Origin of the sequence: Janthinobacterium sp. PSPC3-1 (assembly GCF_049896105.1) — a bacterium.
Taxonomy (GTDB): Bacteria; Pseudomonadota; Gammaproteobacteria; order Burkholderiales; family Burkholderiaceae_D; genus Janthinobacterium.
The window spans coordinates 201,327-226,606 of the sequence record NZ_JAFCTQ010000004.1 but is presented as its reverse complement, the minus strand read 5'-3'; the positions used below and the strand labels follow the sequence as shown (position 1 = coordinate 226,606).

24 protein-coding genes are annotated in these 25,280 nt (G+C 65.0%); 9 read left to right on the top strand and 15 right to left on the bottom strand.

All coding sequences use genetic code 11. From position 1 onward, the window contains the following. Positions 1–3 precede the first annotated feature (3 nt). The 9 genes from ACP7B7_RS07185 to ACP7B7_RS07145 all read right to left on the bottom strand — a co-directional run bounded on the left by ACP7B7_RS07185 (position 4) and on the right by ACP7B7_RS07145 (position 10,287). A complete protein-coding gene (locus ACP7B7_RS07185) occupies positions 4–1,782 on the bottom strand; it encodes a vWA domain-containing protein (protein ID WP_426076198.1) in 1,779 nt (592 codons plus the stop codon). After that, positions 1,779–2,729, bottom strand: coding sequence for a hypothetical protein (locus ACP7B7_RS07180; RefSeq protein ID WP_426076197.1), 951 nt, complete (start codon positions 2,727–2,729; stop codon positions 1,779–1,781). Before ACP7B7_RS07180 ends, ACP7B7_RS07185 begins: the two co-directional genes overlap by 4 nt. A gap of 3 nt (positions 2,730–2,732) precedes the next feature. Further along, a complete protein-coding gene (locus tag ACP7B7_RS07175) occupies positions 2,733–3,200 on the bottom strand; it encodes a hypothetical protein (RefSeq protein ID WP_426076196.1) in 468 nt (155 codons plus the stop codon). Then, positions 3,197–4,777: an AAA family ATPase gene (locus tag ACP7B7_RS07170; RefSeq protein WP_426076195.1), complete on the bottom strand. Its 1,581-nt coding sequence runs from the start codon at positions 4,775–4,777 to the stop codon at positions 3,197–3,199. Before ACP7B7_RS07170 ends, ACP7B7_RS07175 begins: the two co-directional genes overlap by 4 nt. A gap of 74 nt (positions 4,778–4,851) precedes the next feature. After that, complete coding sequence (locus ACP7B7_RS07165) at positions 4,852–5,466, bottom strand: DUF1906 domain-containing protein (RefSeq protein ID WP_426076194.1); 615 nt, start codon at positions 5,464–5,466, stop codon at positions 4,852–4,854. Positions 5,467–5,597: 131 nt separating this feature from the next. After that, a complete protein-coding gene (locus ACP7B7_RS07160) occupies positions 5,598–6,731 on the bottom strand; it encodes an ABC transporter permease (protein ID WP_426076193.1) in 1,134 nt (377 codons plus the stop codon). Continuing rightward, positions 6,728–7,909, bottom strand: a complete 1,182-nt coding sequence (locus tag ACP7B7_RS07155; RefSeq protein WP_426076192.1) for an ABC transporter permease — start codon at positions 7,907–7,909, stop codon at positions 6,728–6,730. Before ACP7B7_RS07155 ends, ACP7B7_RS07160 begins: the two co-directional genes overlap by 4 nt. A gap of 6 nt (positions 7,910–7,915) precedes the next feature. Then, positions 7,916–8,890 (bottom strand): HlyD family secretion protein, encoded by a 975-nt coding sequence (locus ACP7B7_RS07150; RefSeq protein WP_426076191.1) that lies wholly within the window; start codon positions 8,888–8,890, stop codon positions 7,916–7,918. Then, positions 8,887–10,287, bottom strand: coding sequence for a TolC family protein (locus ACP7B7_RS07145; RefSeq protein WP_426076190.1), 1,401 nt, complete (start codon positions 10,285–10,287; stop codon positions 8,887–8,889). Before ACP7B7_RS07145 ends, ACP7B7_RS07150 begins: the two co-directional genes overlap by 4 nt. 200 nt (positions 10,288–10,487) lie before the next feature. On the opposite strand from ACP7B7_RS07145, the gene ACP7B7_RS07140 reads away from it, so the two are divergent. After that, positions 10,488–10,817 (top strand): heavy-metal-associated domain-containing protein, encoded by a 330-nt coding sequence (locus tag ACP7B7_RS07140; RefSeq protein ID WP_426076189.1) that lies wholly within the window; start codon positions 10,488–10,490, stop codon positions 10,815–10,817. Here ACP7B7_RS07140 and ubiT read toward each other — a convergent pair. The 3 genes from ubiT to ubiU all read right to left on the bottom strand — a co-directional run bounded on the left by ubiT (position 10,814) and on the right by ubiU (position 13,396). Beyond that, entirely contained in the window at positions 10,814–11,302 is a 489-nt protein-coding gene (ubiT, locus tag ACP7B7_RS07135; RefSeq protein WP_426076188.1) for a ubiquinone anaerobic biosynthesis accessory factor UbiT, read from the bottom strand. The genes ACP7B7_RS07140 and ubiT overlap by 4 nt on opposite strands. A gap of 16 nt (positions 11,303–11,318) precedes the next feature. Continuing rightward, positions 11,319–12,233 carry a U32 family peptidase gene (locus ACP7B7_RS07130; protein WP_426076187.1) on the bottom strand — a complete coding sequence of 305 codons (915 nt, stop codon included), beginning with the start codon at positions 12,231–12,233 and terminating at the stop codon, positions 11,319–11,321. Positions 12,234–12,358: 125 nt separating this feature from the next. Further along, entirely contained in the window at positions 12,359–13,396 is a 1,038-nt protein-coding gene (gene ubiU, locus ACP7B7_RS07125) for a ubiquinone anaerobic biosynthesis protein UbiU (RefSeq protein ID WP_426076186.1), read from the bottom strand. Between the two features lie 161 nt (positions 13,397–13,557). Between ubiU and ACP7B7_RS07120 the strand changes: the two genes are divergently transcribed. The 4 genes from ACP7B7_RS07120 (at position 13,558) to ACP7B7_RS07105 (ending at position 16,755) form a co-directional block, all read left to right on the top strand. Beyond that, positions 13,558–13,971 carry a hypothetical protein gene (locus ACP7B7_RS07120; RefSeq protein ID WP_308922019.1) on the top strand — a complete coding sequence of 138 codons (414 nt, stop codon included), beginning with the start codon at positions 13,558–13,560 and terminating at the stop codon, positions 13,969–13,971. Between the two features lie 122 nt (positions 13,972–14,093). Then, positions 14,094–15,854, top strand: coding sequence for a ribonucleoside triphosphate reductase (locus ACP7B7_RS07115; RefSeq protein WP_426076185.1), 1,761 nt, complete (start codon positions 14,094–14,096; stop codon positions 15,852–15,854). Then, on the top strand, positions 15,851–16,048 hold the full coding sequence (gene nrdD, locus ACP7B7_RS07110) for an anaerobic ribonucleoside-triphosphate reductase (protein ID WP_308922021.1): 198 nt from the start codon (positions 15,851–15,853) through the stop codon (positions 16,046–16,048). The genes ACP7B7_RS07115 and nrdD overlap by 4 nt, the downstream gene beginning before the upstream one ends. After that, on the top strand, positions 16,048–16,755 hold the full coding sequence (locus tag ACP7B7_RS07105; protein WP_426076184.1) for an anaerobic ribonucleoside-triphosphate reductase activating protein: 708 nt from the start codon (positions 16,048–16,050) through the stop codon (positions 16,753–16,755). Before nrdD ends, ACP7B7_RS07105 begins: the two co-directional genes overlap by 1 nt. On the opposite strand, the gene ACP7B7_RS07100 is transcribed toward ACP7B7_RS07105, so the two are convergent. Continuing rightward, on the bottom strand, positions 16,746–17,315 hold the full coding sequence (locus ACP7B7_RS07100) for a TetR/AcrR family transcriptional regulator C-terminal ligand-binding domain-containing protein (RefSeq protein ID WP_426076183.1): 570 nt from the start codon (positions 17,313–17,315) through the stop codon (positions 16,746–16,748). The two genes, ACP7B7_RS07105 and ACP7B7_RS07100, sit on opposite strands and share 10 nt — an antisense overlap. A 96-nt stretch (positions 17,316–17,411) precedes the next feature. On the opposite strand from ACP7B7_RS07100, the gene ACP7B7_RS07095 reads away from it, so the two are divergent. The 3 genes from ACP7B7_RS07095 (at position 17,412) to ACP7B7_RS07085 (ending at position 23,378) form a co-directional block, all read left to right on the top strand. Beyond that, positions 17,412–18,572: an MFS transporter gene (locus ACP7B7_RS07095; RefSeq protein WP_426076182.1), complete on the top strand. Its 1,161-nt coding sequence runs from the start codon at positions 17,412–17,414 to the stop codon at positions 18,570–18,572. Positions 18,573–18,807: 235 nt separating this feature from the next. Beyond that, positions 18,808–22,854, top strand: a complete 4,047-nt coding sequence (locus tag ACP7B7_RS07090) for a Pls/PosA family non-ribosomal peptide synthetase (protein WP_426076181.1) — start codon at positions 18,808–18,810, stop codon at positions 22,852–22,854. Next, positions 22,851–23,378, top strand: a complete 528-nt coding sequence (locus tag ACP7B7_RS07085; protein ID WP_426076180.1) for a 4'-phosphopantetheinyl transferase family protein — start codon at positions 22,851–22,853, stop codon at positions 23,376–23,378. The genes ACP7B7_RS07090 and ACP7B7_RS07085 overlap by 4 nt, the downstream gene beginning before the upstream one ends. Here ACP7B7_RS07085 and ACP7B7_RS07080 read toward each other — a convergent pair. Next, on the bottom strand, positions 23,375–23,575 hold the full coding sequence (locus tag ACP7B7_RS07080) for a hypothetical protein (protein WP_426076179.1): 201 nt from the start codon (positions 23,573–23,575) through the stop codon (positions 23,375–23,377). The two genes, ACP7B7_RS07085 and ACP7B7_RS07080, sit on opposite strands and share 4 nt — an antisense overlap. On the opposite strand from ACP7B7_RS07080, the gene ACP7B7_RS07075 reads away from it, so the two are divergent. Next, positions 23,574–24,482 (top strand): LysR family transcriptional regulator, encoded by a 909-nt coding sequence (locus ACP7B7_RS07075; RefSeq protein ID WP_426076178.1) that lies wholly within the window; start codon positions 23,574–23,576, stop codon positions 24,480–24,482. The genes ACP7B7_RS07080 and ACP7B7_RS07075 overlap by 2 nt on opposite strands. Here ACP7B7_RS07075 and ACP7B7_RS07070 read toward each other — a convergent pair. Next, positions 24,479–25,258, bottom strand: coding sequence for an ATP-grasp domain-containing protein (locus ACP7B7_RS07070; RefSeq protein WP_426076177.1), 780 nt, complete (start codon positions 25,256–25,258; stop codon positions 24,479–24,481). The two genes, ACP7B7_RS07075 and ACP7B7_RS07070, sit on opposite strands and share 4 nt — an antisense overlap. Between the last annotated feature and the right edge of the window lie 22 nt (positions 25,259–25,280).

Here is a 25,280-nt window from a genome sequence, read left to right as displayed (position 1 = left end):
GCGTTAACTCTTCATATAGTGACGCTGACTGAACAGGCGCGCAAACTCCAGCAAATCCTCGTACTGCGCCACGGCGTGGATATCCCAGCCTTGCTCGTCACGCGCGCGTTTCAGGTCGCCGAAGATTTTCTGCATCCAATGGGCGCCGCCATCCTGGTCCCAGCTGGTCGAGATATTGAGCGCCATGGTGCCGCCGGCACCGCCGCTCTCCATCGCTTTGGCCGAAATATCCCAGCCACTGTTACCCAGTTCGTCGTTATCGAACATGGTGGTGATGCCGTCGTCGGAAATCATCAGGATATGCGTGGGCCGCTTGCGCTTGGCGGCATAGGTCTCGCGCAGGCAGTGGATGGGAAATGCCGTGCCGCCGCCATAGAAATCGGTCAGCACGCCGAGTATCATGTCTTCGTCGCGCACGAAACCGGGAGTGCGCATCACCTCGTGCTTGCCGCTCCATAAGGTCACCTGTACGGTCGAACCGGCGCGCAGCGCGGACAGCGCGATCACGGCGCCAGCCAGGGTCAGCCAGGACGTGTGCTGCTGCGGGTTGGGCATGGAGCCAGAGCTGTCGACATACATGTCCAGGTCGACGGGCATATGGTCGGCCTCGCGCGCTGGTTCCCGCCCATATTCGCGGCGCACGGTGGTCACGCCGGGGATGGGCCGCGGTGACTGCATCACCGATTGCAGCCAGTCGATGTCATCGAGCGGGTCGCCGATATCCCATGGCGACAGGCCTTCCATCTGCGGCTCGGTCGATTCCGGCGCCGGCCGCGAAGGAAAGCGCACCAGGTGCGGCAAGGCCCGCTCGCGGTAGTAGCGGATGGCGATTTCATGGTCGGTGAGGTCGATGCCGGACGCTTTTAAAATGTCGCCCAGCTCGAACGGTTCGCGCAACTGGCCGCCGCCCTGCTTCTGTGCTTTTTCCTCCGGTTCCTCGCCCACGGCATCGTCTTGAAGTCCCGAGATGCGCTTGTCGTGCACCGGGTGGATGGCGCCGTTTTCCTCGTCATCCTCGATCTGCTGAGCGCCATAGGTCTGGCAGCCGCGCGCCGCGTCGCGGGTGTCATGGAAATAGCGGCTCGGGTCAATGCCCTTCAAGGCGCCCGTATCGTCCACCAGGTAAGGCAGCAGCAAGGTGGCAAATCGCCCGGCCGCGAGCATCCAGTCGTTGGCGTAGACGCGGATCAGGCGCGCGCCCAGCCAGGCGTCCGTATCGAGCCGTTCATCGGCTGCGCCACCGCCCAGGTCCCCCTTGGGCAACTGCCACAGGTTTTCATAGATGCGCATATAGAGCAGCCAGACCTTGCCGGACGCCGGGCTGTCTTTTGCCTTGCCCTGTTCGAGCTTGCGGTAAATATCGGCCATGCGCAGGCTGGCCTGGCGCTGCAGGCGGTCGTTGATGAACAGGTCGGTGTACAGATTGGCCACCATGGGCGCATGCTGTTCCAGTGTCGGCAGGGCGCGGCGCATGCGCGCCAGCAGGCGGAACTGGTCGCCGGCGCTGCCGGGCGCCAGGATATGGTGGCCGATCTCGTGCGCCAGGATTTCCAGGCCATAGTCCTGCAGCCCCAGCTCGGCCACCAGCGGCAGGTCGACCACCACGCTTTGATCCAGCAAACGGATCATGGCAAAACTGCCGCTCAAGCCTTCCTTGCTGGCGGCCACGCGGCTGGCGCACAGGGCCGGGTCGCGCAGGCGCGTGAATTTGCTCCACACGTCCAGCGCCTGCGGCCAGGCGGCGCACCATTGCGCTATCAGGTCGGCATGCTGGCCTCTCATGGCAAGGGCAGCAGGCGGATCGCATGCGTGTAGGGCGAGGTGATGGCCAGCGTGTGCGCATTGGCGGCCAGCGCGATCTCGCCAGCCGGCAGGCCCGGCGCCAGCTGACGCGCGCCGGCCTGCACGGTGGCGGAGACATCACCCGACGCCTGTGCAAATTCGTCCGCGGTCGCGCCATGCAGCACGGCGCCGTGGGCATCGGCCACCAGAAAATAAAAGCGCTCGCCGGCGCTGACGACAAACCCGTCGGCGCAGGCGCGCGCCACGGGCGGCGTGTCGAACTGGCCGCCGAGGCCGGCAAATGCGCCAAACTCGATGCCATCCGCATTGCCGCGCCAGGGCTGGTTCAACAGTTGCGCGCGCAAGGCCGGCCAATCGAGCTGCGATTCGCCGCATGCCGCCAGCGCCAGCGCCGGTGGCAAGGTATCGGCGGCGGCAATCGCCCCCAGGCGAAAGTGCGCCACGCCGGCGCGCCAGGCCAGTACCTGGCCGACGGCACGCAACTGCCCCAGGGTAGCCACCTGCGGCGCGATGGCGGCCATCTCTTCCTGCCACTGGCCCGTGCGCGCGCCAGGCACGCCGCCCAGGTGAATGGCCGCGTTGCTCAGCATGCCCAGGCCATCGACGGGAGCACCGGCCAGCAGCGGCGCATAGCGCGGCGCCAGTTCGCGCCAGACGATGCTCAAAAAGGGGCTTTTCGCGGCCGGACCGGCCAGGCCATGGCCGACCAGTTCCAGCGCCATGTCGTAGGCCGCCAAAGTAAAGCTGCCGGCGCGGTCGGGGGCAACGGCCGCCACCGCCTGCACCACCGGGTCGACGCCGTCCTGCAGGAAGGCGCCAAACGCCTGCATGTCGAGCGACGTGAAACGGCGTCGTGCTTCCACGGCGCGCGCATTGAATTGGGCGCGGCCACTGGCCAGGATCGCGGCAAAGGACGATGAAATCATGGCTTAATCACTATGCGAAAAATGCAGCAGATAGCGTTCGGCGCCACGCACAAACGCGATCTCGTCCCAATGGATGGCATACCACATGGGCGGCGCCATGGTCACCGAATGAGCGTCGAAGCCGTCCAGCGCCTGGTCCAGCGCTTCCAGAAACGCCGCGGCCAGATTGGTGCGAAACTGGCCGGCAGGTGCCACCTGCATGTGCTGCGACGAAAAAAACCAGCGCTGGCACACCTGCTGCAACTGCGCGCGCGGCATCGGCGTGGTGGCGATCTGCCACAGCGGCGCAGACAGTTCGCGCGAGGGACTGATCTGGTTCAGCGCATGGTCTTCCACGCGCAGGCCGAGCGCCGTGGCGAGATCGGGCGCGTCGGGCAGGCGCACGATCTCGTAACTGGCGCACAGGTCGCTCGCCTCGGAGTTGAGCAGCGCCAGCGCGTCAAGAAATCCCTGGCAATAATCGAAGCTCATTGCGAACGCAGCCACGTGCGGTAATTGGTGTAGCGCTGGTGCAGGTATTTCAGTTTCAGCAGGTCGTCGTACAGCGGGCCGTATAGCTTGCGTCCCTTGGTCCGTTCGCCGATCAGCTTTTCGATGCGGTTCAGGCGCGCCAGCGTATCGCGCTCGCTCAGGCCATCGAGACCGAGGTCGAATTCGGCGGACAGCACGCCGACCGGATCGTCGCGGTCCAGGTCCAGGCGGTTGAATTCATCGTTGGACAGGTCGAACAGCCGGCGCAGCCAGCCCAGCCTGTCGCTGCGGTAGGCGGCGTTTTCGGGCAGCGCAAAGAACGGCGCGTCGAGGTCCGGCTGCAGCTTGTTGTGCAGCACGAACGGCAGCACCTGGCGCAGGTCTTCCAGCGCCACTTCGCCATTGCCGCGAAAATAAGCCATGGCCTTGGCGTAGATCAGCAGCGCCATCAGGGTGCGCACCGAGATGCCGTTCAAGGTCTGGCAACCGAGGTCCTTCAGGCGGTCGCGCCCGTTGTCGGCCGCCTGCGCGGCGTTGCGGTCGGCGCCGGACAGGCGCGCCGTATCCTTGGTCATGTATTCGAACTGGCCGCCGGCCGTCTCGAACAGCTCGAACTGGCTGGCGAAAAATTCCAGCCGGCGGCGCACGGCGTCGGGCACTGCCACCTGGCGGATATCGTTGCCGATCTGGTCCACTTCGCTTTCCGTGAAGATGATATCGGGCGGCACCAGCTCCTCGGGCCGCACGTTTTCTTCCACGCGCAGCAGCAGTTCGTTCAGGAAGCGGGGGTTGAAGGCCAGCGCCTGCACGGTGACGTCGACCCGGTCGCGCAGCGCCTCGATCACCTGGTAGGTGCCGCCGCCCTGGTCGTCGTTGGCCGTCAGATACCAGGCAGCTTCCGGACATTCGTAGATATGGTTCAGCACTTCCGCGTAATTGTCGCCCATCACGGTCAGCAGCGCGCTTTGCGTACGCGTGGGGATGCGGTTGTATTCGTCGACGATTTTCACGCGCATGCCCAGCCAGGCACGCCAGGCGATGCGGATCTCGTCCATGCTTTGCGCGTTGACCAGGTCGGCGGGCAGCGGGTTGCCCAGCAAATCGGCGATCGTCATCTGCGGATGGCCATGCTGCATCGCGCGTTTCACTTCTTTCACCGATGATCCAGCCAGGACTCCCATCAGCAAGGCGCTGGCCGTCTTGCCGCGCCCCGGCCCACCGACAAACAGGCACTTGCGGCGCGTGGCAAACGTCAGCAGCGGCAGCAGGATAAAACTCGAATAGCTTTGCGCCGACGGCAGATTCAGGGTGCGCCGGCTGTCGCCCACCATATAGGTTTGCGACGGCCCGTCGTTGTATTCGATATCGTAATGGGGGCTGATAATGGCGTGGTTGACGATCCAGAAATAGGCCTGGCGCAGCTTCTCGTCAAACGGCCGCGCCGTACTCTCACCCTCCCCGCTCAGCGCCACCGGCCCCTGGTACAGGTCCGCCACGTCGAACTGCCGCGCGGCGGGCGCCGCCTTGGGTTTGGTGGGGGCTTGCGAGAGGCGCTGGAACAGATTGAAAGGCGACATGGCAATATTCTTCCGTTAAGGAAATGAAATTATTGCACAACACGCCAAGAAGCACTGTTCGGATGGAAGGCCGTTCAGCCCGCCCTGGCCCACCACTGCGGCACGCCGCCCAACTCATCCACCATGGTGGTATCGACATCGATCGACAGCCCATTGACGATACCGGACTGCGGCTTTTGCATCATCTGGTAGCCGCGGCCGGGAATTGCCGGCACGGTGTTTTCCGAATGCCAGTAGTGCTGGAACGGCAGGTCGTACAGGTGCTGGCCGTCCAGGCCGCAATTGGCGCCGACATACAGTCCCGGCAAGTAGTCCTTCACCGACACCTCCTGGAACCAGCTGGTGCAGTAAGCGATCACGTCCTGTGGAGTCGCCCCGGCGTTGACGCCTTCGAGGTCCAGCCAGACATTGACTTGCGGCGGCACGCCGATGGCCAGCGCCTGGGCCGCGGCGTTGGCGCCGTGTTCCTCGCCCAGCTGCGCCGTGGGCGTCCAGCCCGGCTCCAGCACATGCTGCACTGGCATCAGCGCCAGGCCGCCTTCGAGGATGCCTTGCGCTTCGGCTGCCGTCAGGTCGCCCGGGGCGGTGCTTGCCTGCAGGGACAGGTAGCGTACGCAAAAACGGTAACCCTGGCCGGCGAAAGCCTGCGCCGTGCCCTGGCTGATGGGGGAGTCGGCATCGAAGCCCAAGGATTGGTCCGGCGCCGGCTGGACGGTTCCAGGGGAAGTTGTAAGGGACGGGTTAACTGGCATGGCTATCCTCGCAAAGATGATTGATCGGCCATTGATCGTACCATCTGCCCGCCAAAAATAAAGCCCGGTCAGCTGGTTTTTTCTTCCATGCGCCAGCGCCGCCATCCCAGCGCCAGGCAGGCTGCCAGCAAGCCCAGCAGCCCAGCCACTTCATGGCGTATTTCGTAGACCGAGGCGCCCATCTGGTTCAGCGCGACAAAACCCTGGATGCCGGCCGTCGATGGCAGCAGCCAGCGCAGCCATTGCAGCACAACCGGCATCGAGCTGACGGGCCAGGTCAGGCCGGCCAGGAACAGGACCGGCATCGAGGTGGCGATCATCAGCTGCGTGCCCCGCTCACGCGTGCGAAACAGCATCGCCAGCAGCATGCCGAAGGCCGCCACCGTCAGCGAAAATAGCGGCAGCAACAGCAGCAGGCCGGCAAAATTGCCGCCGCGCGGATAGTCCTGGAACCAGAACACGAAGCCGAAGAAATAGCAGCAATTCAGAAAAGCCACCGAGGCGAACGCCAGCAGCATGCCCAAGTAGCCCCTTGCCGTGCGCGGGCCGGGCAAGGGAAACGTCTTGCGCTGGTACCAGGTGCCGAACAACATGGTCATGCCGATCAACAGCGTCTGCTGCACGATCAGGGTGGCCACGCCCGGCACCACGTAGGCGCCATAGCCCTCCTTCACATTGAACAAAGGCACGGCGTCGAACGCGATTGGCGCGCGCTGGCCGCTCGCCTGGTAGTTCGATGGCGTGGCGGCCGCCAGGCGTTTCAGTTCGATGCCGGCAGAGACCGTGCCCACCACTTCGGCCAGGCCGTTCAGGGCCACCTTGTTGAGCATCAGGTACAAGCCGTTGCCAGCCACTTGGGCCTGCGCCGCGCGGCCGGCCAGCACCTTCGTCTGCAAGCCTTCGGGGATGATCAATACGCCCATGACGTCACCGCGCCACAGCAGGTCCTGGGCGGCGTGCAGCTCGGGGGTGACGGCCACCACTTGCAAGGCCGGATGGGCCATGGCAAAGCGCGTCATCTGGCGCGACATGCTGCTCCGGTCCTGGTCGACCACGGCCACCGGCACGCGCTGCACGATCTCTTTGGTATACGGCAGCGGATAGAAGAAGGAATATAAAACACCGCCGACGAACAGCAGGGTCAAGGCGCCCTTGTCCATCAGCATGGCGCGCCAGGTGGCAAGGAAGGACGTCCACATCATGTACGCCCCCAGGCAGCGGGCGCATTGGCGCGGCGCGCCAGCAGCAGCAAGCCCAGTGCGCCGCAGCCGATGGCAAAGCCGGCCAGCACCAGCAGCTGCGCCGTGCCATAGCGCCACGGCGCGCCGCCCAGCCAGTACGTCGTCTGCACTTCCAGGTAATGCGTGAGCGGCAGCGCTTGCGCCCAGGCGCGCGCCGCCGGCGGCATCGCCATCAGCGGAAAGGCCTGGCCGGCAAACGCAAACGCCGGCGCGGTAATAAAGGCCGTACCGGACAGCGACAGGCGCAGCGACAAAGTGGACGCGATCAGCAGCAGGCCCAGGGCGCAATACGCCAGCACCAGCAGCAGCATGCCCAGCACCAGGCCGGGCAAGCTGCCGGCCACCGCCCAGCCGCGCACCAGGCTGAAAAACAGCAGGTACAGCAGCGCCAGCGCCGCATACGCGAGCAGGGGAAACAGCAGCTTGGCGCCCACCGCGCGCCACCAGCTGCCCCTGGCGGAGGCCAGCCATTGCGGCACGGTGCCGTCGCGCAGTTCGCGCCCGACCGTGGTCACCACCGCGATCACGATAAAGATCTGCAGCATGGACGGCATCAGCGCCAGGGTCAAAAACGCCTCATAGCTGATGTTCTCGTTATACAGGCTGTTCAACTGCGTGCGCACCGGCTCGAACTGGGCGGCCGCCTGCACGCCGGATACGCCCTTCTTGCCGCGCGCCGTCATCTCGACGCCGGCCGACAAGGTGGTCGACACCGTGCGCACGTCGCGCAACAGCGCGCCCGCATGCGAGGAAAACTGCGCGTTGTACAGCCATTGCACGGTAGCCTGGCGCCCTTGCGACAGCTCTTTTTCAAAGCCGTCGGGTATCACCAGGTAGCCAAACGCCGACCGCTCGCGCAGCAGCGCCAATGCCTGGTCGCTGGAACCCACCTTGGCCGCGACCAGGACGCCGGGCGAGGCGTCGAGCCAGCGCGTGAGCTGGCGCGACAACGCCGAGTTGTCGCGGTCGATGACGACGATCGGCAGGTCGCGCGCGATGCCGGCCGAAAAAATCCACCACAACAGGCCGCACAGCAGCAGCGGTATCCAGCTCAGCATGCCGAAGTCCCAGAAGTCGGCGCGCAGCCGCGTCCACTCGCGCGCCAGCGCCGACGGCTGCTGCCTGATCGCTTCAGTCATGCCGGTTCACAGCGGTGGAAACACGACCGACATGCCGGGACGCAGGCCCTCGACCCTGATGGCCGGACGCAGGCGGATCTCGAAGGTGCGCAAGTCGGTGCCGCCCGGGCGCGCCGCGCGCCAGGTGGCAAAGTCCGGCATCACGGCCACCGAGCTGACCTTGAAGGTCAGCTGCTGTCTCAGCGCCGGCACATTGGCCGTGTGCGTGCTGCCCACGGCGAACGCCGCCATCTCGTCTTCGCGCACCTGCAGCACGGCCCAGGCGTCAGCCAGGTTGACCAGGGTCATCACGGGAAAGCCCTGCGGTGCCAGCTCGCCGGGCTGGATCTGGATCTTGCTGACCTGGCCGGCCACGGGCGCGGCGATTTTGGTCTCCGCCAGCGCCACCTGCGCTTCCGTCAGCACGGCGCCCACCTGGCGCGCCTGGGCGTTGGCGGCATTCTTGTCCTCGGGCCGCGCGCCCGCATTGGCCATGTCGTACTGGGCGCGCGCGGCCTGCGCCTGCTGCTCGGCGGCGCGCCACTGGGCTTCGGCCTCGTCGCGCTTCTGGCGCGCGATCACGCCTTCCGCGAACATGTTATTGACCCTGTCGTACGTGGTCCTGGCGATGGCGGCGCCGGTCTGCGCGCGCTGCCAGTTGGCTTTTGCCGCCCGCACCTCCTCGGGCCGCGCGCCGGCCTGCGCTTTCTGCGCCACGGCGTCGGCCGCCTGCGCGGCGGCGGTGGCCTGCGCCACCTTGGCGTCCACTTCGGGGCTGGTCAGCTGGAACAGCAGCTGGCCCTGGCTGACGGTGTCGCCCAGTTTCACATTGACCTGGCCGACCCGGCCCGCCACCTTGGACGAGACATTGACTTCCTGCGCATCCATCTGCCCCTGCAAGGGCAGGCGCTGCGGCAGGAAAGCCTGGTACAAGCCCCAGGCGACAAAGATCAACACGATGATGCCGAGCAGCGCGGCCAGCTGTTTCTTGAAGGTGCTCATGGTGCGGTATCCAGAGGTAAGTGTATGTCGGCCGATGCCGCCAGGCTGCCCAGGCGCTGCGTCTCGCCGGCCGCTTCCAGCAGCTGCGCCAGGCCCAGCACATAGTTGTAGGCGGTCTGTGCGCGCTGGGTTTCGATCTTCGCCAGGTTCAGGCGCGCATCGACTACTTCCAGCGACGTCACCTGCCCCTGCTGGAAGGCGACCGTCTGCAGGCGGATATTTTCACGGGCCAGCTCCACTGAAGACGTGGTGGCGAGGAACTGGATGCGCGCGTTTTCCACCGTGCGCCAGTTCTTTTCGATCAGGGTGGGAATATCGCGTCCGGCCTGGCGCGCCGTCACTTCCACCCGCTCCTGGTCCAGTTTTGCCGCTTCGATCAGCTTGCCCGTATTGATGCGATGTACCAGCGGGACCGAGACCACCACGCCGACCGCCCAGTTCGAGCGCACCACCCGTTCGCCGCCCCGGTTCAGATTGTAGTTACCGACGGCGAACACGGTGGGGCTGTACTCCTTGCCGTGCAGGCGCAGCGCCTGTTCCGATTGAAAGCGTTTGCTGGCGATCTTTTTCCAGGCCGCGTTCTCGCGCATGCCGGTGTCGATGAACGATTGCAGGCTGCCCACCGGCAGCGAGTTGACGAACAGCGGCGTGGCGGGGCGCACCTGGGCGCCCGTGTTCAGCAGCCGGTCCAGCGCCACTTGCGCGATTTCCGCGTCGCTGCGCGCCTGCGCTTCCTCGCTGCGCGCACCGTCGAGCGCCACGTCGGCGCGCAGGCGTTCGGCGCGCGAGATCAGGCCGCCCTTTTCCAGCCTGGCCGCGTCGCGCTGGTGTTCTGTCACGCCCGCCGTCACTTCGGCGCGCACGGCCACCACCCGTTGCGCCAGCAGCAGCTGGAAATAGCGCTGCGCCACCTGGGTAGTGAGTTTTTCCTCGGCTTCGACCCGCTCGGCATCGGCCTCCTGCGCCATGCCGGCCGCCACGCCCTTGACGGCGTCGAGGCGCCCCGCCGTGTAGATCGGCCACATGCCGACCAGGCCGAACGAAGTGAGATTGGTCACCACTTCGCGGTCCAGCGAGTTCGGGATTTCCGGTATAGGCAAGTTCGGCAGCGCCGCGCCGATGCCGCCCGCCACGCCGGAGAGGCGGCGGGTATCGAGACTCAGGTCGGTCGACAGCCGGCCGCGAAAGGCCGTCAGGTCCAGCGAGGGGCCGTCGATATTCGACAGGGCCTGCGCTTTCAGGGTCTTGGCGCGCACGTCCAGCGAGGCGCCCTGCACGGCGCCCGAAGCGCCGGCCGCCTGCCGCAGCGCTTCGTCAAAGCTGACATGCTGTGCCTGCGCGGGGAGCGCCAGCGCCATGGCACTGGCGGTTAATAAAAATACAGCGGTGGGGCCCATGTGGTGTCCTGTCCATAAAAAAGCGAAAGCACGGGATGGCCATGTTTTTACTTTCACAATAGCAATTATAGGCAAGGATGTCCACGCCAGCCTGCACGGTTGAACCGGGTGGCAGAGGCGTCACAAAGCAGCGCTGATTGGATGCAGATCAAGGAATCGTGAAAAAGCAAACAAACCGGGCGCGCTGCTCTGGACGGAGCATGGCGCCCTCGCCTACGCTGTTTTTTTATCTGAAAAGCAAGAGGGAAGCGATGCAAACAGCGCGATTGACAATTACCGGCATGGACCATGAGGGCTGCGCCGACGCACTGACGGAAGTACTGGAAAATATCAAGGGAGTCGAAACGGTGTGCGTATCGCTGGCGCGCAATGACGCCACGGTACAGTTCGACGAAACGGTGGCCGCGCAGGAGGGCCTGCTGGCCGCCGTGATCGATGCCGTCAACGGCGCCGGCTTTATCGGCGAGATGGCACAGGCGCAGGCACCGATTCCCTGCACCGGCGCCTGCGGCCACTGCCACCGCAGCTAAGTTTTTTCTACCTTCCCGCACAGCTGCGCCAGCACGCGGCGCGGATGCAGCGACTGCATGTCGAACGGTGGCAATTCCAGCGCATCGAGCGTGTTCTTGAACAGCAGGCCCAGCTCCGTATCGCCTTCGAGCAACAGGCGGCGGCTGAAGAACAGGGTGTCCGGGTCTTCCTGGCGCCGCGCCAGCAGCAGCAAATCATGCGCGCTGGCGCCGATGGTCAGGTCGGGCGCCTGGCCATGGCGGGCCGGCGCGAACTGCCCTCCCTGCCAGCAAAAATCCACCGCCACACCGGCGTCGAGCACGCGCAGGCGCAGACTGCGTCCTTGTAACAGCGCGCACACATCGCCGGGCAATTGCGGCGCCAGCAGGCGGTTCAGGCCCTGCACGAAGGCCCAGGAAGCGGGGTATGGCGGCAGCCTGGCCAGCAGCGCGGCCAAGGGCACCGGCAGCCGGAATGGCGGCAGTGTTTCTATCGTGTTCAGCATGTGATTCCCGTGAGGTTCAATGGAGCGCTTCGTGAAGCGCATGCGCCTGGCTGTGCATGCCCGGCTGGCCATGCCAGTAGCCGTCGCATGTACCGGCCGCATGGCAGGCCGCCAGTTGCGCCTGCGCGTCGCCGGCGGAAAGCAGGCCACGCCGGGCCTGGTTGAAGATGGCGATCACTTCCACCGTATGGTGTTCCTGCGGGCTGAGGCGGGCCACGCCCACGCCCAGCGCGGCCATCGCACCCAGTTCGCGCACCAGGTTATACACCAGCGCCGACTGCGTCTGCGTGCCGTTCAGGACCAGGAAGGGCTGCGCATCGCGCGTGCGCAGCAACAGGCCGTCGGGCTCCTGCAGGCAGCTGTACTGGCAGTCGTCTTTGGGCAGGTTGCGGTTGCGCGCCGTGAAGCAGCGCGCGGAAAACGCCAGCGGCATGCGGCCATACGAAAACACTTCGGTCTCGATGCCGTCCGGCGCCTGGCGCTGCAGTTCGGCCAATGCATCCTGGCTCATTTCCAGCGGCATCACCCAGCGCCGCGCGCCGAGGCCGGCCAGCAGTTGCAGGCTGGGGCCGTTGAACAGGTTCAGGTGGGGGCCGGCGACGAAGGGTTGACCCTTTTCCAGGCAGTGCACGGCGCCGAAGTCGTTCGCCTCGACCGCATAGCGTCCATTGCCGGCGATGCGGCGCAGGGTAGCCAGCTCGGCGCCGGATTCGATCAGGGCCTGGGTCGACAGCACCACTTCCTTGCCGGCGGCTGCCAGCAGGTCGGCGATATCGAGCCAGTCCGAGAGGCGCAGTTCATGGCGGCGCGAACAGACCGTCTCGCCCAGGTAGACGATATCGACGGCGGTGTCGGCGACCTGCTGGTAGAACTCGAAGACGGTGGCGCGCGGCCAATAATAGAGCAGCGGTCCCAGTGACAGTTTTAGCATACCTGTTCCTTCATTTTATAGTTACACAACCGTAGCGAGCGGCTCGCGGCGTGGCCGAGAAGCGCAGCTGTGCTTGAGCACAGTGAGCATCGCAGGCCGCGCCCCGGGTCGCGCAGCAGGTTTTCTTATTTCCAGGAGCGGTGATAGGCGCCCAAAGTGTGCTGCTGGCCCTCGGCCAGCTTGTCCATCGCCGCCATCCAGCCCGGCTTGACGGCGTAGCGCTGCTGCCCTTCCCGGCACGCGTCAATCGCGTCGCGCCAGACGCGCGTCACCTGCGCCACATAGGCGGGGCTGCGCTGGCGGCCTTCGATTTTGACCGCCTTGACGCCCATGGCGATCAGCTGCGGCAGCAGCGCCAGCGTGTTCAGGCTGGCCGGTTCCTCGATGGCGTAATACTGTTCGCCGTCGACGTCGAAACGGCCCTTGCACAGGGTCGGATAGCTGGCGTTTTCGCCGGGGGCGTAACGGTCGATCAGCACGCCGTTCAGGCGCGACTCCAGGCCGCCTGCGGTTTCCACCCAGCGCACGGCCTTGGCGGGAGAACACACGCCGTGGGTATTGGGCGCTTCGCCGGTCGCATACGACGACAGCGCGCAGCGCCCTTCGACCATCACGCACAGGCTGCCGAAACCGAATACTTCGATCTCGACCGGCGTCTTGGCGATCAGCTGTTCCACCTGCGTCATCGACAGCACGCGCGGCAGCACGGCGCGCGAGACGCCGAAGTGTTCGTGATAAAAATTGATCGCTTCGTAGTTGGTGGCCGAGCCCTGCACCGACAGGTGCAGCCGCAGCTGCGGATGATGCTGCGACGCGTACGCCATCAGCCCCGGATCGGCAACGATAATGGCGTTCAGGCCTGCGTCCGCCGCGCGGTCGATGGCGCTGCGCCAGACCATCCAGTTGTGCGGCTGCGGATAGGTATTCAGCGCCAGCAGCACCTTGCGGCCGTGCTGGTGGGCGTAGTGCACGCCTTCGGCAATCGCCTTTTCGTCGAAATTGAGACCGGCGAAATTGCGCGCATTGGTGGCGTCGCGAAAGCCGAGGTAGACGGTGTCGGCGCCATTGTCGACCGCCGCTTTCAGGGCCGGCAGGCTGCCGGCCGGGCAGACCAGTTCCAGCGGTCCGGCCACGCGCTGGGCGGTGGAATGTTCAAGCTTCATGATGGGGACTTTCTGTATCGGCTCAGGGTCGAGACTATAGCCCCGCGCCATGTGGGGAGTCCTTGACGCAGGTGAAGGAATGCATGCATCGGCACCCCTCCTTGCGCTGTAGAATGCGGCACTGCCATCGTGCCTAACTCCTATTCATTCCAGCCATCGCCATGACCCGCAAACCCCTGCTGATACTGCTCCTGACCCTGTTCCTGACCGCGCTGCAAGTGCAATGGGCGTCGCCCGTCGAAGGCCATGACATCAACAGCACGCACATGTTTTCGCCCGAGATTCTGGGCGTGTATCCGGGCGTGGTGCTGCTGTTCCTGCTGGCCGTGTTTGCGCGCCGCCAGGTGCCGCTGCTGCGCCAGAGCGCCATCTGCACCGCCATCCTGGCCGCGTACTGGCTGCTGGCCAACTACATCACGTTTGATATCCGCGTGGCCAGCTGGAGCACCTTTTCGCCGGCCGAAATCTGGATCCATGTGCTGCCCGCCTCCGTCATCAGCATCGTCGCCTGCGGCGGCGCATTCTTCGGCACCACGTACATGATCCTGCGCGAAACGCGGTGGGACAAAAAGTGATGGCTGCGCGATTTTCACCTGGATCAAGGTTCCGCCAATCGCTTGCACGCGCCCTTTGACGGCACTACATTTAGTCGATAACCTTCAATAAAACACCGCATGTTGTGGTTATTGGAGGTTTCATGTCAGCTAGCGCACTACCCGTCACAGCGTCGAAAAAACACGGCCAGGTCGACGTCGCCGCATCCATCAACGAGTACCTGGAACGGCGCGACTGGCGGGTCAACGCCAACGCCAACCAGGGCTATTCGCTGGGCGGCCTGATACTCAATGTGTCGGGCAAGGTGATCGCCAACTACTGGCTCGACCAGGTCTATCCGCCGGAAGTGGGCGCGGCCCACCGCGAGGCGGCGCTGCATATCCACGACCTCGACATGCTGGCCGGTTACTGCGCCGGCTGGTCGCTGCGCACCCTGCTGCATGAAGGCCTGAACGGCGTGCCGGGCAAGGTCGAGTCGAGCCCGCCGAAACACATGTCGTCGGCCATCGGCCAGATCGTCAATTTTCTCGGCACCCTGCAGAACGAGTGGGCGGGGGCACAGGCCTTCAGCTCCTTCGACACCTATATGGCGCCATTCATCCGCAAGGATGGCCTGGCCTATGCCGACGTGCTGCAGTATATGCAGGAGCTGATCTACAACCTCAACGTGCCGTCGCGCTGGGGCACGCAAACGCCGTTCACCAACCTGACCTTCGACTGGGTCTGCCCGGAAGATTTGCGCGAGCAGATACCGGTGGTCGCCGGCGTCGAAATGCCGTTTTCCTACGGCGAGCTGCAGCTTGAAATGGACATGATCAACCGCGCGTATATCGAGATCATGATGGCAGGCGACGCCAAGGGCCGCGTGTTCACCTTCCCGATCCCGACCTACAACATCACCGAGGATTTCGACTGGCACAGCGAGAACGCCGAACGCCTGTTCGAGATGACGGCGCGCTATGGCCTGCCCTACTTCCAGAATTTCATCAATTCGGAACTGAAACCGAACATGATCCGTTCCATGTGCTGTCGGCTGCAGCTGGACCTGCGCGAGCTGCTCAAGCGCGGCAATGGCCTGTTCGGTTCGGCCGAGCAGACAGGGTCGCTGGGCGTGGTGACCATCAACTGCGCGCGCCTGGGCTATCTGTGGCGCGGCGACGAAGCGGCCTTGCTGGCCGACCTGGACCGCCTGCTGGAGCTGGGCAAGACCAGCCTGGAAATCAAGCGCGCCACCATCGAGGACCTGATGCAGCAAGGCCTGTTCCCGTACACGAAACGCTATCTGGGCACCCTGCGCAATCACTTTTCCACCCTGGGCGTGAATGGCATCAACGAGATGATCCGCAATTTCAGCGGCAACGAATACGACATCACCAGCAAGGAGGGTCATGCGCTGGCGATCCGCCTGCTCGACCATGTGCGTGCACGCATGATCGCGTTCCAGGAGCAGACGGGCCATATGTACAACCTGGAGGCGACGCCGGCCGAAGGCACGACCTACCGCTTCGCGCGCGAAGACCGCAAGCGCTATCCGGCCATCCTGCAGGCCGGCACGGTGGACAACCCCTACTACACGAATTCCTCGCAGCTGCCGGTCGGCCATACCGAAGATCCGTTCGAGGCGCTGGAATTGCAGGACGCGCTGCAGCGCAAATACACGGGCGGCACCGTGCTGCACCTGTACATGACGGAAGCGCTATCGGACGCCAACGCCTGCCGCGAACTGGTCAAGCGTGCATTGAGCCGCTTTTCTCTGCCGTATATCACCGTCACGCCCACCTTTTCGATCTGTCCGCGCCACGGCTACTTGGCCGGAAAACACGAGTTTTGCCCCACCTGCGATGCGGAGCTGATCGCCCGCAAGCAGGCCAATTTGAACGCCATACTGGAGGAAACACCATGAACGCACGTCCCAACCTGACACCCGCGATTGAACTCGACGACAGCGAACGCCAGCGCTGCGAAATCTGGACCCGCGTGATGGGCTATCACCGCCCCGTCGCCTCGTTCAATATCGGCAAGCAGGGCGAATTCCACGAGCGCCAGTATTTCAGCGAAGCGTGCGCCTCGGTCTCGGGCCCTTTGACCTGCCGCTAATGGCCAGGGAGCTCAAGGTGGGTGGCATCACGCCGTTCTCCGCCACCGACTATCCCGGCCAGCTGGCGGCCGTGGTGTTCGTGCAGGGTTGTCCCTGGCGCTGCGGCTATTGCCACAATCCGCATCTGCAGCCGCGCTCCGGCGACGCCCTGACGCCATGGGCCGACGTGATGGCGCTGCTGCGCCGCCGCGTGGGCCTGGTCGACGCGGTGGTCTTCAGCGGCGGCGAAGCGTGCATGGACCCGGCCTTGAAACACGCCATGCTCGCCGTGCGGGAACTGGGATTCAAGGTGGGCCTGCATACGGCCTGCATCTACCCGCAGCGCCTGCGCGAAGTGCTGCCGCTGGTGGACTGGGTGGGTTTCGATATCAAGGCCCCTTTTACACACTATCGCGCGATTACCGGCGTGGCCAACAGCGGCGACCCGGCGCGCATCTGCCTGGAAGCCATCGTGGAAAGCGGTGTGGCCCACGAATGCCGCACCACCATCCACCCCGCGCTGCTGCCCGACGCGGCGCTGCTGGAACTGGCTGAAACGCTGGCAAAAAAAGGCGTCACCAACTATGTGCTGCAGCAGTTCAGCGCCGAAGGCTGCACCAACGCCCATCTGGTCAACGCCGCCTTGCACGGCTACCCCGCGGCGGCCACGCTGGCACAGCTAGGCGCCCTGTTTCCGCGCTTTGCTTTCCGGCATCCTCAGAACTGAACGGCCGCTTGCGCCACGCAGTTGTCGACCATTGCCCGCACCTGCTCGCGTGACACGGGCGTGGCATTGAACAGGGCGCGATAGATGATGGGCGCCACCACGGCGTCCATCACCGCGTCCACCTCCGGCACGGGCTGCTGGCGGGCGATGCCACGGTCGAGGATGATCCTGATTTGCGCGGCCACGTGGACGCTGCACTGGCAACTCATGTCCGCCCGATTGCTGGCCAGCACATCGTGCATCATCGCCAGGCCGACCGGCGACGTCATCTCATCCAGATATTGCTCCGCCCACGCCTGCAGATCATCACGCACGCTGCCGGTTTCCAGCGGTGCGGCGTCGGCGCGCAAGCGGTCCAGCGCGACGTCGGACAATACGTCAGCCAGGCTGCCCCAGCGCCGATAGATCGTCGAGGGCGTCACGCCGGCGCGCTCCGCAATCAGCGGCACCGTGAGGTCGGCCCGCGCCATTTCAGCATCAAGTTCTTGCACGGCCCGGTGCACCGCCGCCTGCACGCGGGCGCTGCGTCCGCCCGGGCGGGGAGTTATTCGTGAGTTCATGCCCACATTTTAAAGCAAACTATTTGCTTTAGTGGCCGATTTGGTGTCTACTCTCACAAAAGCTAATTTTTAGCTTTTGTATCGAATCGGACTGTCATGAACCCTGTTTCTTCCATCGGCCCGGCCCAGCCGGCACGCCGGCAACTGAGTCCGCGTGCCTCGCTGTGGCTGCTGGCCAGCATCCTGGTCGGCTTTCTTGCCGCGTCCAGCGCACCGTCGCCGCTGTATGCCATCTATCGCCAGGCGTGGGGATTTTCCGCGCTGACCCTGACGATCGTGTTCGCCACCTACGCTGTCGCGCTGCTGGGCGCGTTGCTGGTCTTCGGCGCGCTGTCGGACTACCGCGGCCGGCGCGAAGTGATACTGCTGGCACTGGGCCTGGAGCTCGCTTCCCTCGCGCTGTTCCTGGATGCCGGTTCGGTCGCCGCGCTGATCGGCGCGCGCGCCCTGCAAGGCCTGGCCACGGGCTTGGTCACCAGTGCGCTCAGCGCGACGCTGATCGACATCGATCGCGTACATGGCGCGCTGGCGCAGTTTGCGCCGGCGCCGACCAAGGTCGTGTTCGTGTTGCTGCTGCTGGTCTTCATGATGCAGATGGCCGCCGTCTGGTTCCTGCCCGAGACGGTCCTGCGCCGGGTCGGTGCCTGGCGCTCGCTGTGGCCGAGGATTGCGATTCCCCACCAGGCCCGCGCCACGCTGTGGCAGGTGTTGCCGGTCAATACGGCGCTGTGGGCACTCGGTGGTTTTTACCTGTCGCTCGGCCCCACACTGGCGCGTATCGTCACCGGCGACCACTCCGCGCTGATGGGCGGCGCTGCGATTGCCGCACTGGTATTTACCAGCGCGGCTGCCATCCTGCTCGTCCGCACACATCCGCCGCGTTCGGTGCTGATCGGCGGTAGCGCGACGCTCGCCGCTGGCATGGTGGTCACGCTGGCCGGCATCGCCGGCTACTCGGCAGCGGCATATTTTGCCGGCACGGCGATCATGGGCGCCGGTTTTGGCGCCGGCTTCAACGGGTCGCTACGCAGCCTGGTCGGGCTGGCCCGGCCCGAAGAGCGTGGCGAGCTGATGTCCGGATTTTTCGCCTTCAGTTATTTTGCGCTCAGCCTGCCGGCGATTCTGGCAGGGCTGGCGGCCGGTCACTTCGGCCTGTATGCCGCCGCACTGGGATTCCTGGCCGGCATACTGCTGCTGGTGCTGGTCGCGCTGGCGTACATGTTCAGGCAAACGCGGCATGCCACCGTTGCACCGTGAGCGTGCGAGCGCGTGACACTGCGTGCGCACCGCCACCGATTGGCGCCATGTTTCCGCGATTTACATTCCGTAATCATGGCAATGGACGCCCGGCCTGCGCAATTGCTTAAAAAATATTTAAAGTCCCCGTTCTGCAACGCTGAAACGTCTTGCTTGCTGTAATGTATCAAACTGCGCCACGCACCAAGTTGGCGCAAGTTTGATCTTTCACCCAGCATCACAGATAAGCGTCATCATGAACGATTTCACCGCCGATAGCCCCACCCTCCATACCGATATCCTGCATGGCCCACACCGACCGGATCTGCTGCAAGACGAGGTGCTGGCCGACCTGCTGGAGGCCACCGCGCGCCGCTGTCCCGACCAGATTGCCCTGATCAACGGCGAGCGCAAGCTTACTTACGCCGAAGTCGATGCGCTGGCCAGCCTGGCCGCCTCGCGCCTGGTGGCGGCCGGCGTGCGCCCCGGCGATATCGTCGGCCTGTGGCTGCCGCGCGGCGCCAACCTGCTGTTGACGCAGGCGGCGATTGCCAAGGCGGGCGCCGCCTGGCTGCCGGTCGATGAAGATACGCCGGTCGAACGGCTGCAGGTGTGCCTTGATGACGCCAATGGCGCGGGCATTGTCAGCTGCGCGCAGTTCGCGCCACGCCTGGCGGACGCTGGCGTCACGCGCCCCGTCTGGACGGCGGAGTCGCTGCTGGCGCCGCGCGCTGCCGGAGAAGTGCTGAACACGCGTCACGAGACAAAGCCGGAACACCCTGCCTATGTGATCTACACTTCGGGCTCGACCGGCAAGCCGAAAGGCATATTGATCAATCAGCGCAGCATCTGCCACTTCCTGCGCAGCGAGAATGCGGTACTGGGAGTCACGCAAGGCGACACCGTCTACCAGGGCTTTTCGGTCGCCTTCGACATGTCGTTCGAGGAAATCTGGATCGCGTACCTGGTGGGCGCCACCCTGTGGCTGGGACCGAAGGAAATCTCCGGCGACCCGGAAGCGCTGCCGCGCGCGCTGGCCGTAAACCAGGTAACCGTCCTCCATGCCGTGCCGACCCTGCTGGCGCTGTTTGCCGAGGAAGTACCGAGCCTGCGCCTGATCAACCTCGGTGGCGAGATGTGCCCGGAATCGCTGGTCGAGCGCTGGTCGCGCCCGGGCCGCGCCATGTTCAACACCTATGGCCCGACCGAGGCGACCGTCTCGTGCAGCCTGGCCCGTTTGCTGCCGGGCCAGCCGGTGACCATCGGCACGCCGCTGCCCAACTATGGCCTCTTGGTGCTGCAGGTGGCGGAAGCAGGAGAAAACCGTCCCTTGACGCTGCTGCCGCGCGGCGAAACGGGGGAATTGTGCATTATCGGCCCGGGCCTGGCCGAAGGTTATCTGGGCCGGCCCGACCTGACGCTGGAAAAATTCCTGCCCAATCCCTGGAGCACGGGGCCGGACGACGCGCGCCTGTATCGCACCGGTGACCTGGCCCGCATCGATCCGGACGGCCAGGTACTGTGCCTGGGCCGCGCCGACGACCAGGTGAAAATACGCGGCTTTCGCGTGGAGCTGGGCGAGATCGAAGCCGTGCTGGCGCAGCAGCTGGGCGTGGGCACGGTGGCCGTCCTGCTGCGCAAGGATGACGGCATCGACCAGCTGGTGGCGTATCTCGTCGGCAGCGACGATGCGGGCGACGACGCCCTGACGGCCAAGACCCTGCGCGCGGCGCTGAACCTGCATCTGCCGCCGTATATGGTGCCGGGCAGGTTCGAGCTGCTGCCGCTGATGCCGCGTCTCACTTCCGGCAAGATCGACCGCAAGGCCCTCAAAGCCATGTCCCTGTCCGCGCCGCCGCCTGGGGAGGCGGGTGAATCGGACTTGCCGGAAACGCCGGCCGAAGCGGCCCTGTTCGCGGCGCTGGCGCAGCTGTTCCCGGGCCAGCCCATACTGCGCCAGGCCGATTTTTTCAGCGACCTGGGTGGCCATTCCTTTCTTGCCGCGCGCCTGGCATCGAGCCTGCGCGCCGATCCCCGTTACGCCCATATGACCGTGCGCGATATCTATCACAATCGGGAAGTGGGAAAAATCGCCGCCGTGCTGGGCGAAGCGCCGGCGCTGGCCGTGCAGGAGGCCGACTGGACGCCACCGTCGCGTGTCAAGCGCTGGGCCTGCGGCGCGGCCCAGGCGGCGGCCGTGCCGGTGCTGGTCACCCTGCGCATGGCACAGTGGCTGGCGCCCTTCTTCACCTATCACTACTTTACGGGCGACCCGGGCGACACCGTGGCGCGCGCCGTGGCCGCCTCGATCGGCGTGTTTTTGCTGGCGACGCTGGGCGAGTTTGCCATCGCGATTGCAGGCAAATGGCTGATCGCCGGGCGCCTGAAAGCGGGCAGCTATCCGCTGTGGGGCGTCACCTATTATCGCTGGTGGCTGGCCGACAGGCTGGTCGAATCGGCGCCCACCTATCTGCTCAGTGGCTCGTCACTCAATAGCTGGTGGCTGCGCGCGCTCGGTGCGAAAGTCGGCAAGGAAGTGGTGATCGGTTCCATGACCCTGCGCGCGCCTGAGCTGCTGTCCATCGGCGACAACGTCAGCGTCGGCAATGCCGTCAACTTCGAAAACGCGCGCGTCGAGCGGGGCCGTTTGCTGCTGGGGCATATCAGCATCGGCAATGACGCCTGCATCAGCTCCTACGCGATTTTGGAAGGCAACACAAAGGTCGGCCACTTTGGCCACCTGGAAGGCCAGTCCGCGCTGGCCGATGGCGCATCGGTGCCCGCCGGCCGCATCTGGACCGGTTCGCCCGCGCGCGATATAGGCGCGTTCGACCCGGCCAGCCAGCCGGCGCGGCCCGCCGTCAGCAAGGTCCGCCTGAGCGCCGAAATGCTGTTCTTCTGCTTCGGCATGGTCTTGATCGCGGTGCTGTTCTTTATGCCCGTGTTCCCCAGTTTCGTGCTGATCGACTGGTTCGACGAACGCGAAATGATGCCGTGGCTGCAGGGGCGCGACCCGACCACCCAGCTGGCGCGCTACTTCATCCTGGCCTTCCCGGCCAGCGCCGTGCTGATCGTGCTGACGGCGCTGCTGTCGGCCGCCATCCGCTGGGGCGCGCTGCCGCGCCTGAAGCCTGGTGTGTCTGCAGTGCACAGCAATATCTATTGCGCCAAGTGGCTGGTCAGCCATATCCAGGAGTCGAGCCTGAACGTGCTGCACGGCATTTACGCCACCGTCTTCGCACCGTACTGGTACCGCCTGCTGGGCGCCAAGGTCGGCAAGGGCGCCGAGATTTCCACCGCGCTGGGCGTGGTGCCCGACATGCTGACCCTGGGCGACGACACTTTTATCGCCGACGCCGTGATGCTGGGCGACGAGCAGATCGACGGCGGCTGGATGACCATGCGCCCGACCGTGATTTCGCACCGCAGCTTTGTCGGCAATGGCAGCTATATCCCCGACGGCACCGTGCTGCCCGAGCATGTGCTGATCGGCGTGCACACGCATGCGCCGCGCAATGAGCAGATGCATGGCGGCGACACCTGGCTGGGCTCCCCGCCGATGCACCTGCCGGCGCGCGAACAGGTCAGCGGCTTTGCCGAACACCTGACCTTCAAGCCCTCGCCACTGCGCCGCCTGGGCCGCAGCCTGATCGAAGCGTTCCGCATCGTCGCGCCGCACGCGCTGGTGATCGCCGTCGGCTACACGCTGGTGCTGGACGTGATGCCGCTGGCTGGCGCCGGGCGCTGGGGCGAAGTGGTGGCCGACCTGGCGATGGCCGGCATCGCTTACGGCATCGGCAATTTCCTGCTGGTGGTGCTGCTCAAATGGCTGCTGCTGGGACGCTACCGCAAGCACGCCGCGCCGATGTGGACACCGTTCGTGTGGCTGTCCGAAGGCGTGACGAATCTGTACGAAGGCATCGCCGTACCCAACTTCATGCGCTACCTGCGCGGCACACCATGGCTGCCGATGGCCTTCCGCCTGTTCGGCTGCAAGATCGGCCGCGGCGTCTACATGGACACCACCGACATCACCGAATTCGACTGCGTGCATATCGGCGACCACAGCGAATTGAATGCCTTGACCTGCCCGCAGACCCACTTGTTCGAAGACCGCGTGATGAAGATCGATCATGTGGAAATCGGCCAGCGCGTCTACATGGGGCCGCGCAGCTCGGTGCTGTACAGCGCCAAAGTGGGCGACAACGCGCGGCTGGGTCCCTTGACCCTCGTGATGAAGGGCGAACATATCCCGGCCGGCAGCAACTGGGCGGGATGCCCGGCGGCGCCGCTGCGGTCATGAGTTTTACACGGTACTGGCAAGGCGATGGCGTGCTGGTGATCGGCATTGCCGGCGCCTTGCCACGTACCGAGGCGCGCCAGCGTACTCGTCTTGCCGTGCGCGAGGCGGTGGCGCAGTGGCTGAATATCGCCATCGATGGCATCAGTGTGCAATCGCAGCCTGGCCATGCGCCGCGTTTGCTGCTGGCTGGCCGGGCGGCCTGGCTGTCGATCAGTCATGACGAAGGGTTGTCCCTGGCCGCCGTTCATCTGCATGGACCGGTCGGCATCGATGTGATGCGACTAGTGGAGATTCCGGACTGGTTTGCCGTGGCGACGGACTACCTGGGGCCGCAAGTGGCGCAGTCGCTTGCGGCCTGCGCCGAGGCGCAGCGTCCGCTGGCTCTGGCGCAGGCGTGGACGGCGCGCGAGGCGGCGCTCAAGTGCGCTGGCCGGGCACTGGGCGAATGGGATGGCGCCGCCATCGATTGCCGCTTGCAGGCACTGCCCATGCCGGCCCGATTCGTGGCGACGCTCGCGTATTAATCCTCTTGTTTGCCTGCGCGTCCGCAAACCTGGACAAAAATCAGTTTGACGATAATACTGACGAGCACTCCCAGTACTCCGATCAATTCCAGCATGGTGTTTCCCTTGCAGTGGTGACGACCAGGCCACTGTAACGTGCATGGCTGGCCACGGCCAATATCAAATATGGCGCCCTGCGATCTCGAAAAGGCATCCATGATCTCTCTCAAACAGTTCCGCTACTTTGTCGAAATCGTCGAGGCGGGCAGCTATTCGCGCGCGGCGGAAAAACTGTTTATTGCGCAGTCGGCCCTGAGCCGGCAGATCAAGGAACTGGAAAACGAGGTGCAGGCGCTGCTGCTCACCCGTGACGCGCGCCATATCGAGCTGACCGCCGCCGGCCAGGTCTTTTATGACCGCGCAAAGCGCATCCTCGACGATATCGAGGAAACCGTGCGCCAGACGAGCCATGTGGGCCAGGGTTCGGCCGGCATCATCCGCCTGCTGCATTCGAGTTCCGTCACGCTGACGCCCGCCATCGGCGCGGTGCTCAAGCGCCTGCTGGCGCAGTTTCCCGGCGTCTCGCTTGATGTGTCGAAAGGCTCGTCGGAAAACCAGGCGGCCGATATCGAAGAGGGCCGCGCCGACCTGGGCCTGGTACGCCTGCCTACCCTGCGCAAGCACGCCAATATCGTCGTGCGCGAGCTGTACAGCGAAAAGCTGGTGGTGGCGGTGTCGAAGGATTCGCCGCTGGCCGCCTACACCAGCACCACGATTGCCGCGCTGCGCGACGAGGCGTTCGTGTCGATTCCGCACAAGGATCGTGGTGGCTTGAGTGACCTGGTGGCGGGCCTGTGCCTGGCCCAGGGTTATTTCCCCAAAGCGGCGCGCGCGCTGTCGCGCAAGACCTCGCAGCTGAACCTGATCGAGGCAAACCTCGGCATCGCCATCGTCCCCGACAGCATGCGCCTGGCGGCACCGCCGGGCGTGCATTTTCTCAACCTGCCCGACGAAGTATCGCCCACCGTGGTCGGCCTGGTCTCGCCGCGCGCGGCCAGCGGCATGGTGGCGGCGTTTGCGCAAGCGCTGGTGCGCGAGATGCACCATCCGGGCACAGCGGATTAATCCTGTGCCAGCATCGCCAGGAACCGCGCTGCCGGCCAATGCTTGCGGTCCGACACCTGGCCGTCACCCAATTCGATCAGGCGCAGTTGTCCGGTAGCGGAGCTGACGACATCGATGGAGAAAAATGGACTGTCGATACGCGCGGCAACCGCCGCGACCAGCGCAGGCACGCTGCCATCGCGGCCGTGTGCGCGTCCATGCCAGACAAAATAGCGCTCCTCCGTGTCGTGCAGTAGCTGCTCGTAGCGGCGGATGCAAACGCCACCCTCGATTTCGCCGCGATACTGTTCGATCAGATCCACCACCGAAGCGATATCTTGCGGCGTATCGGCAACCGAGCCGCGCGTGCTGCTCAAGGATTTGACGTAATCCTTGACGAAATAAGCAGGCCAGTCCTTGCCGGCGACGGCGGCGACGAAATCCGCATCGCGCGCGGTGAATACCGTCTCCGGCGTAGCGCCCGCACAGACGGCGTACCACTCGGGCAGGTAATGGCAATGACGGTACTGCGCAGCGCTGGTGAGCGATTTTGCGCCTTGCGCTGCGCAGGCATCAACCAGCGCCGCATAGCGCCCTGGCCGCAGCATCCAGCCGCGATACACGATCGTTTCGCCAGCGGCCAACGCCGGCCTTGGCCGGAACACGCCGTCCTCGAAATCCTCGAATGAAAACAGCGAGCACGCCACGCCGATGGCTGCCGCAGCGTGCCACTCGTCGATGTAGTTTTCATCGACGGCGGATTTGTTGAAGGGATCGCAGGGGAACAGCAGGCGCATGGCAAAAACTCCGGTAGACATG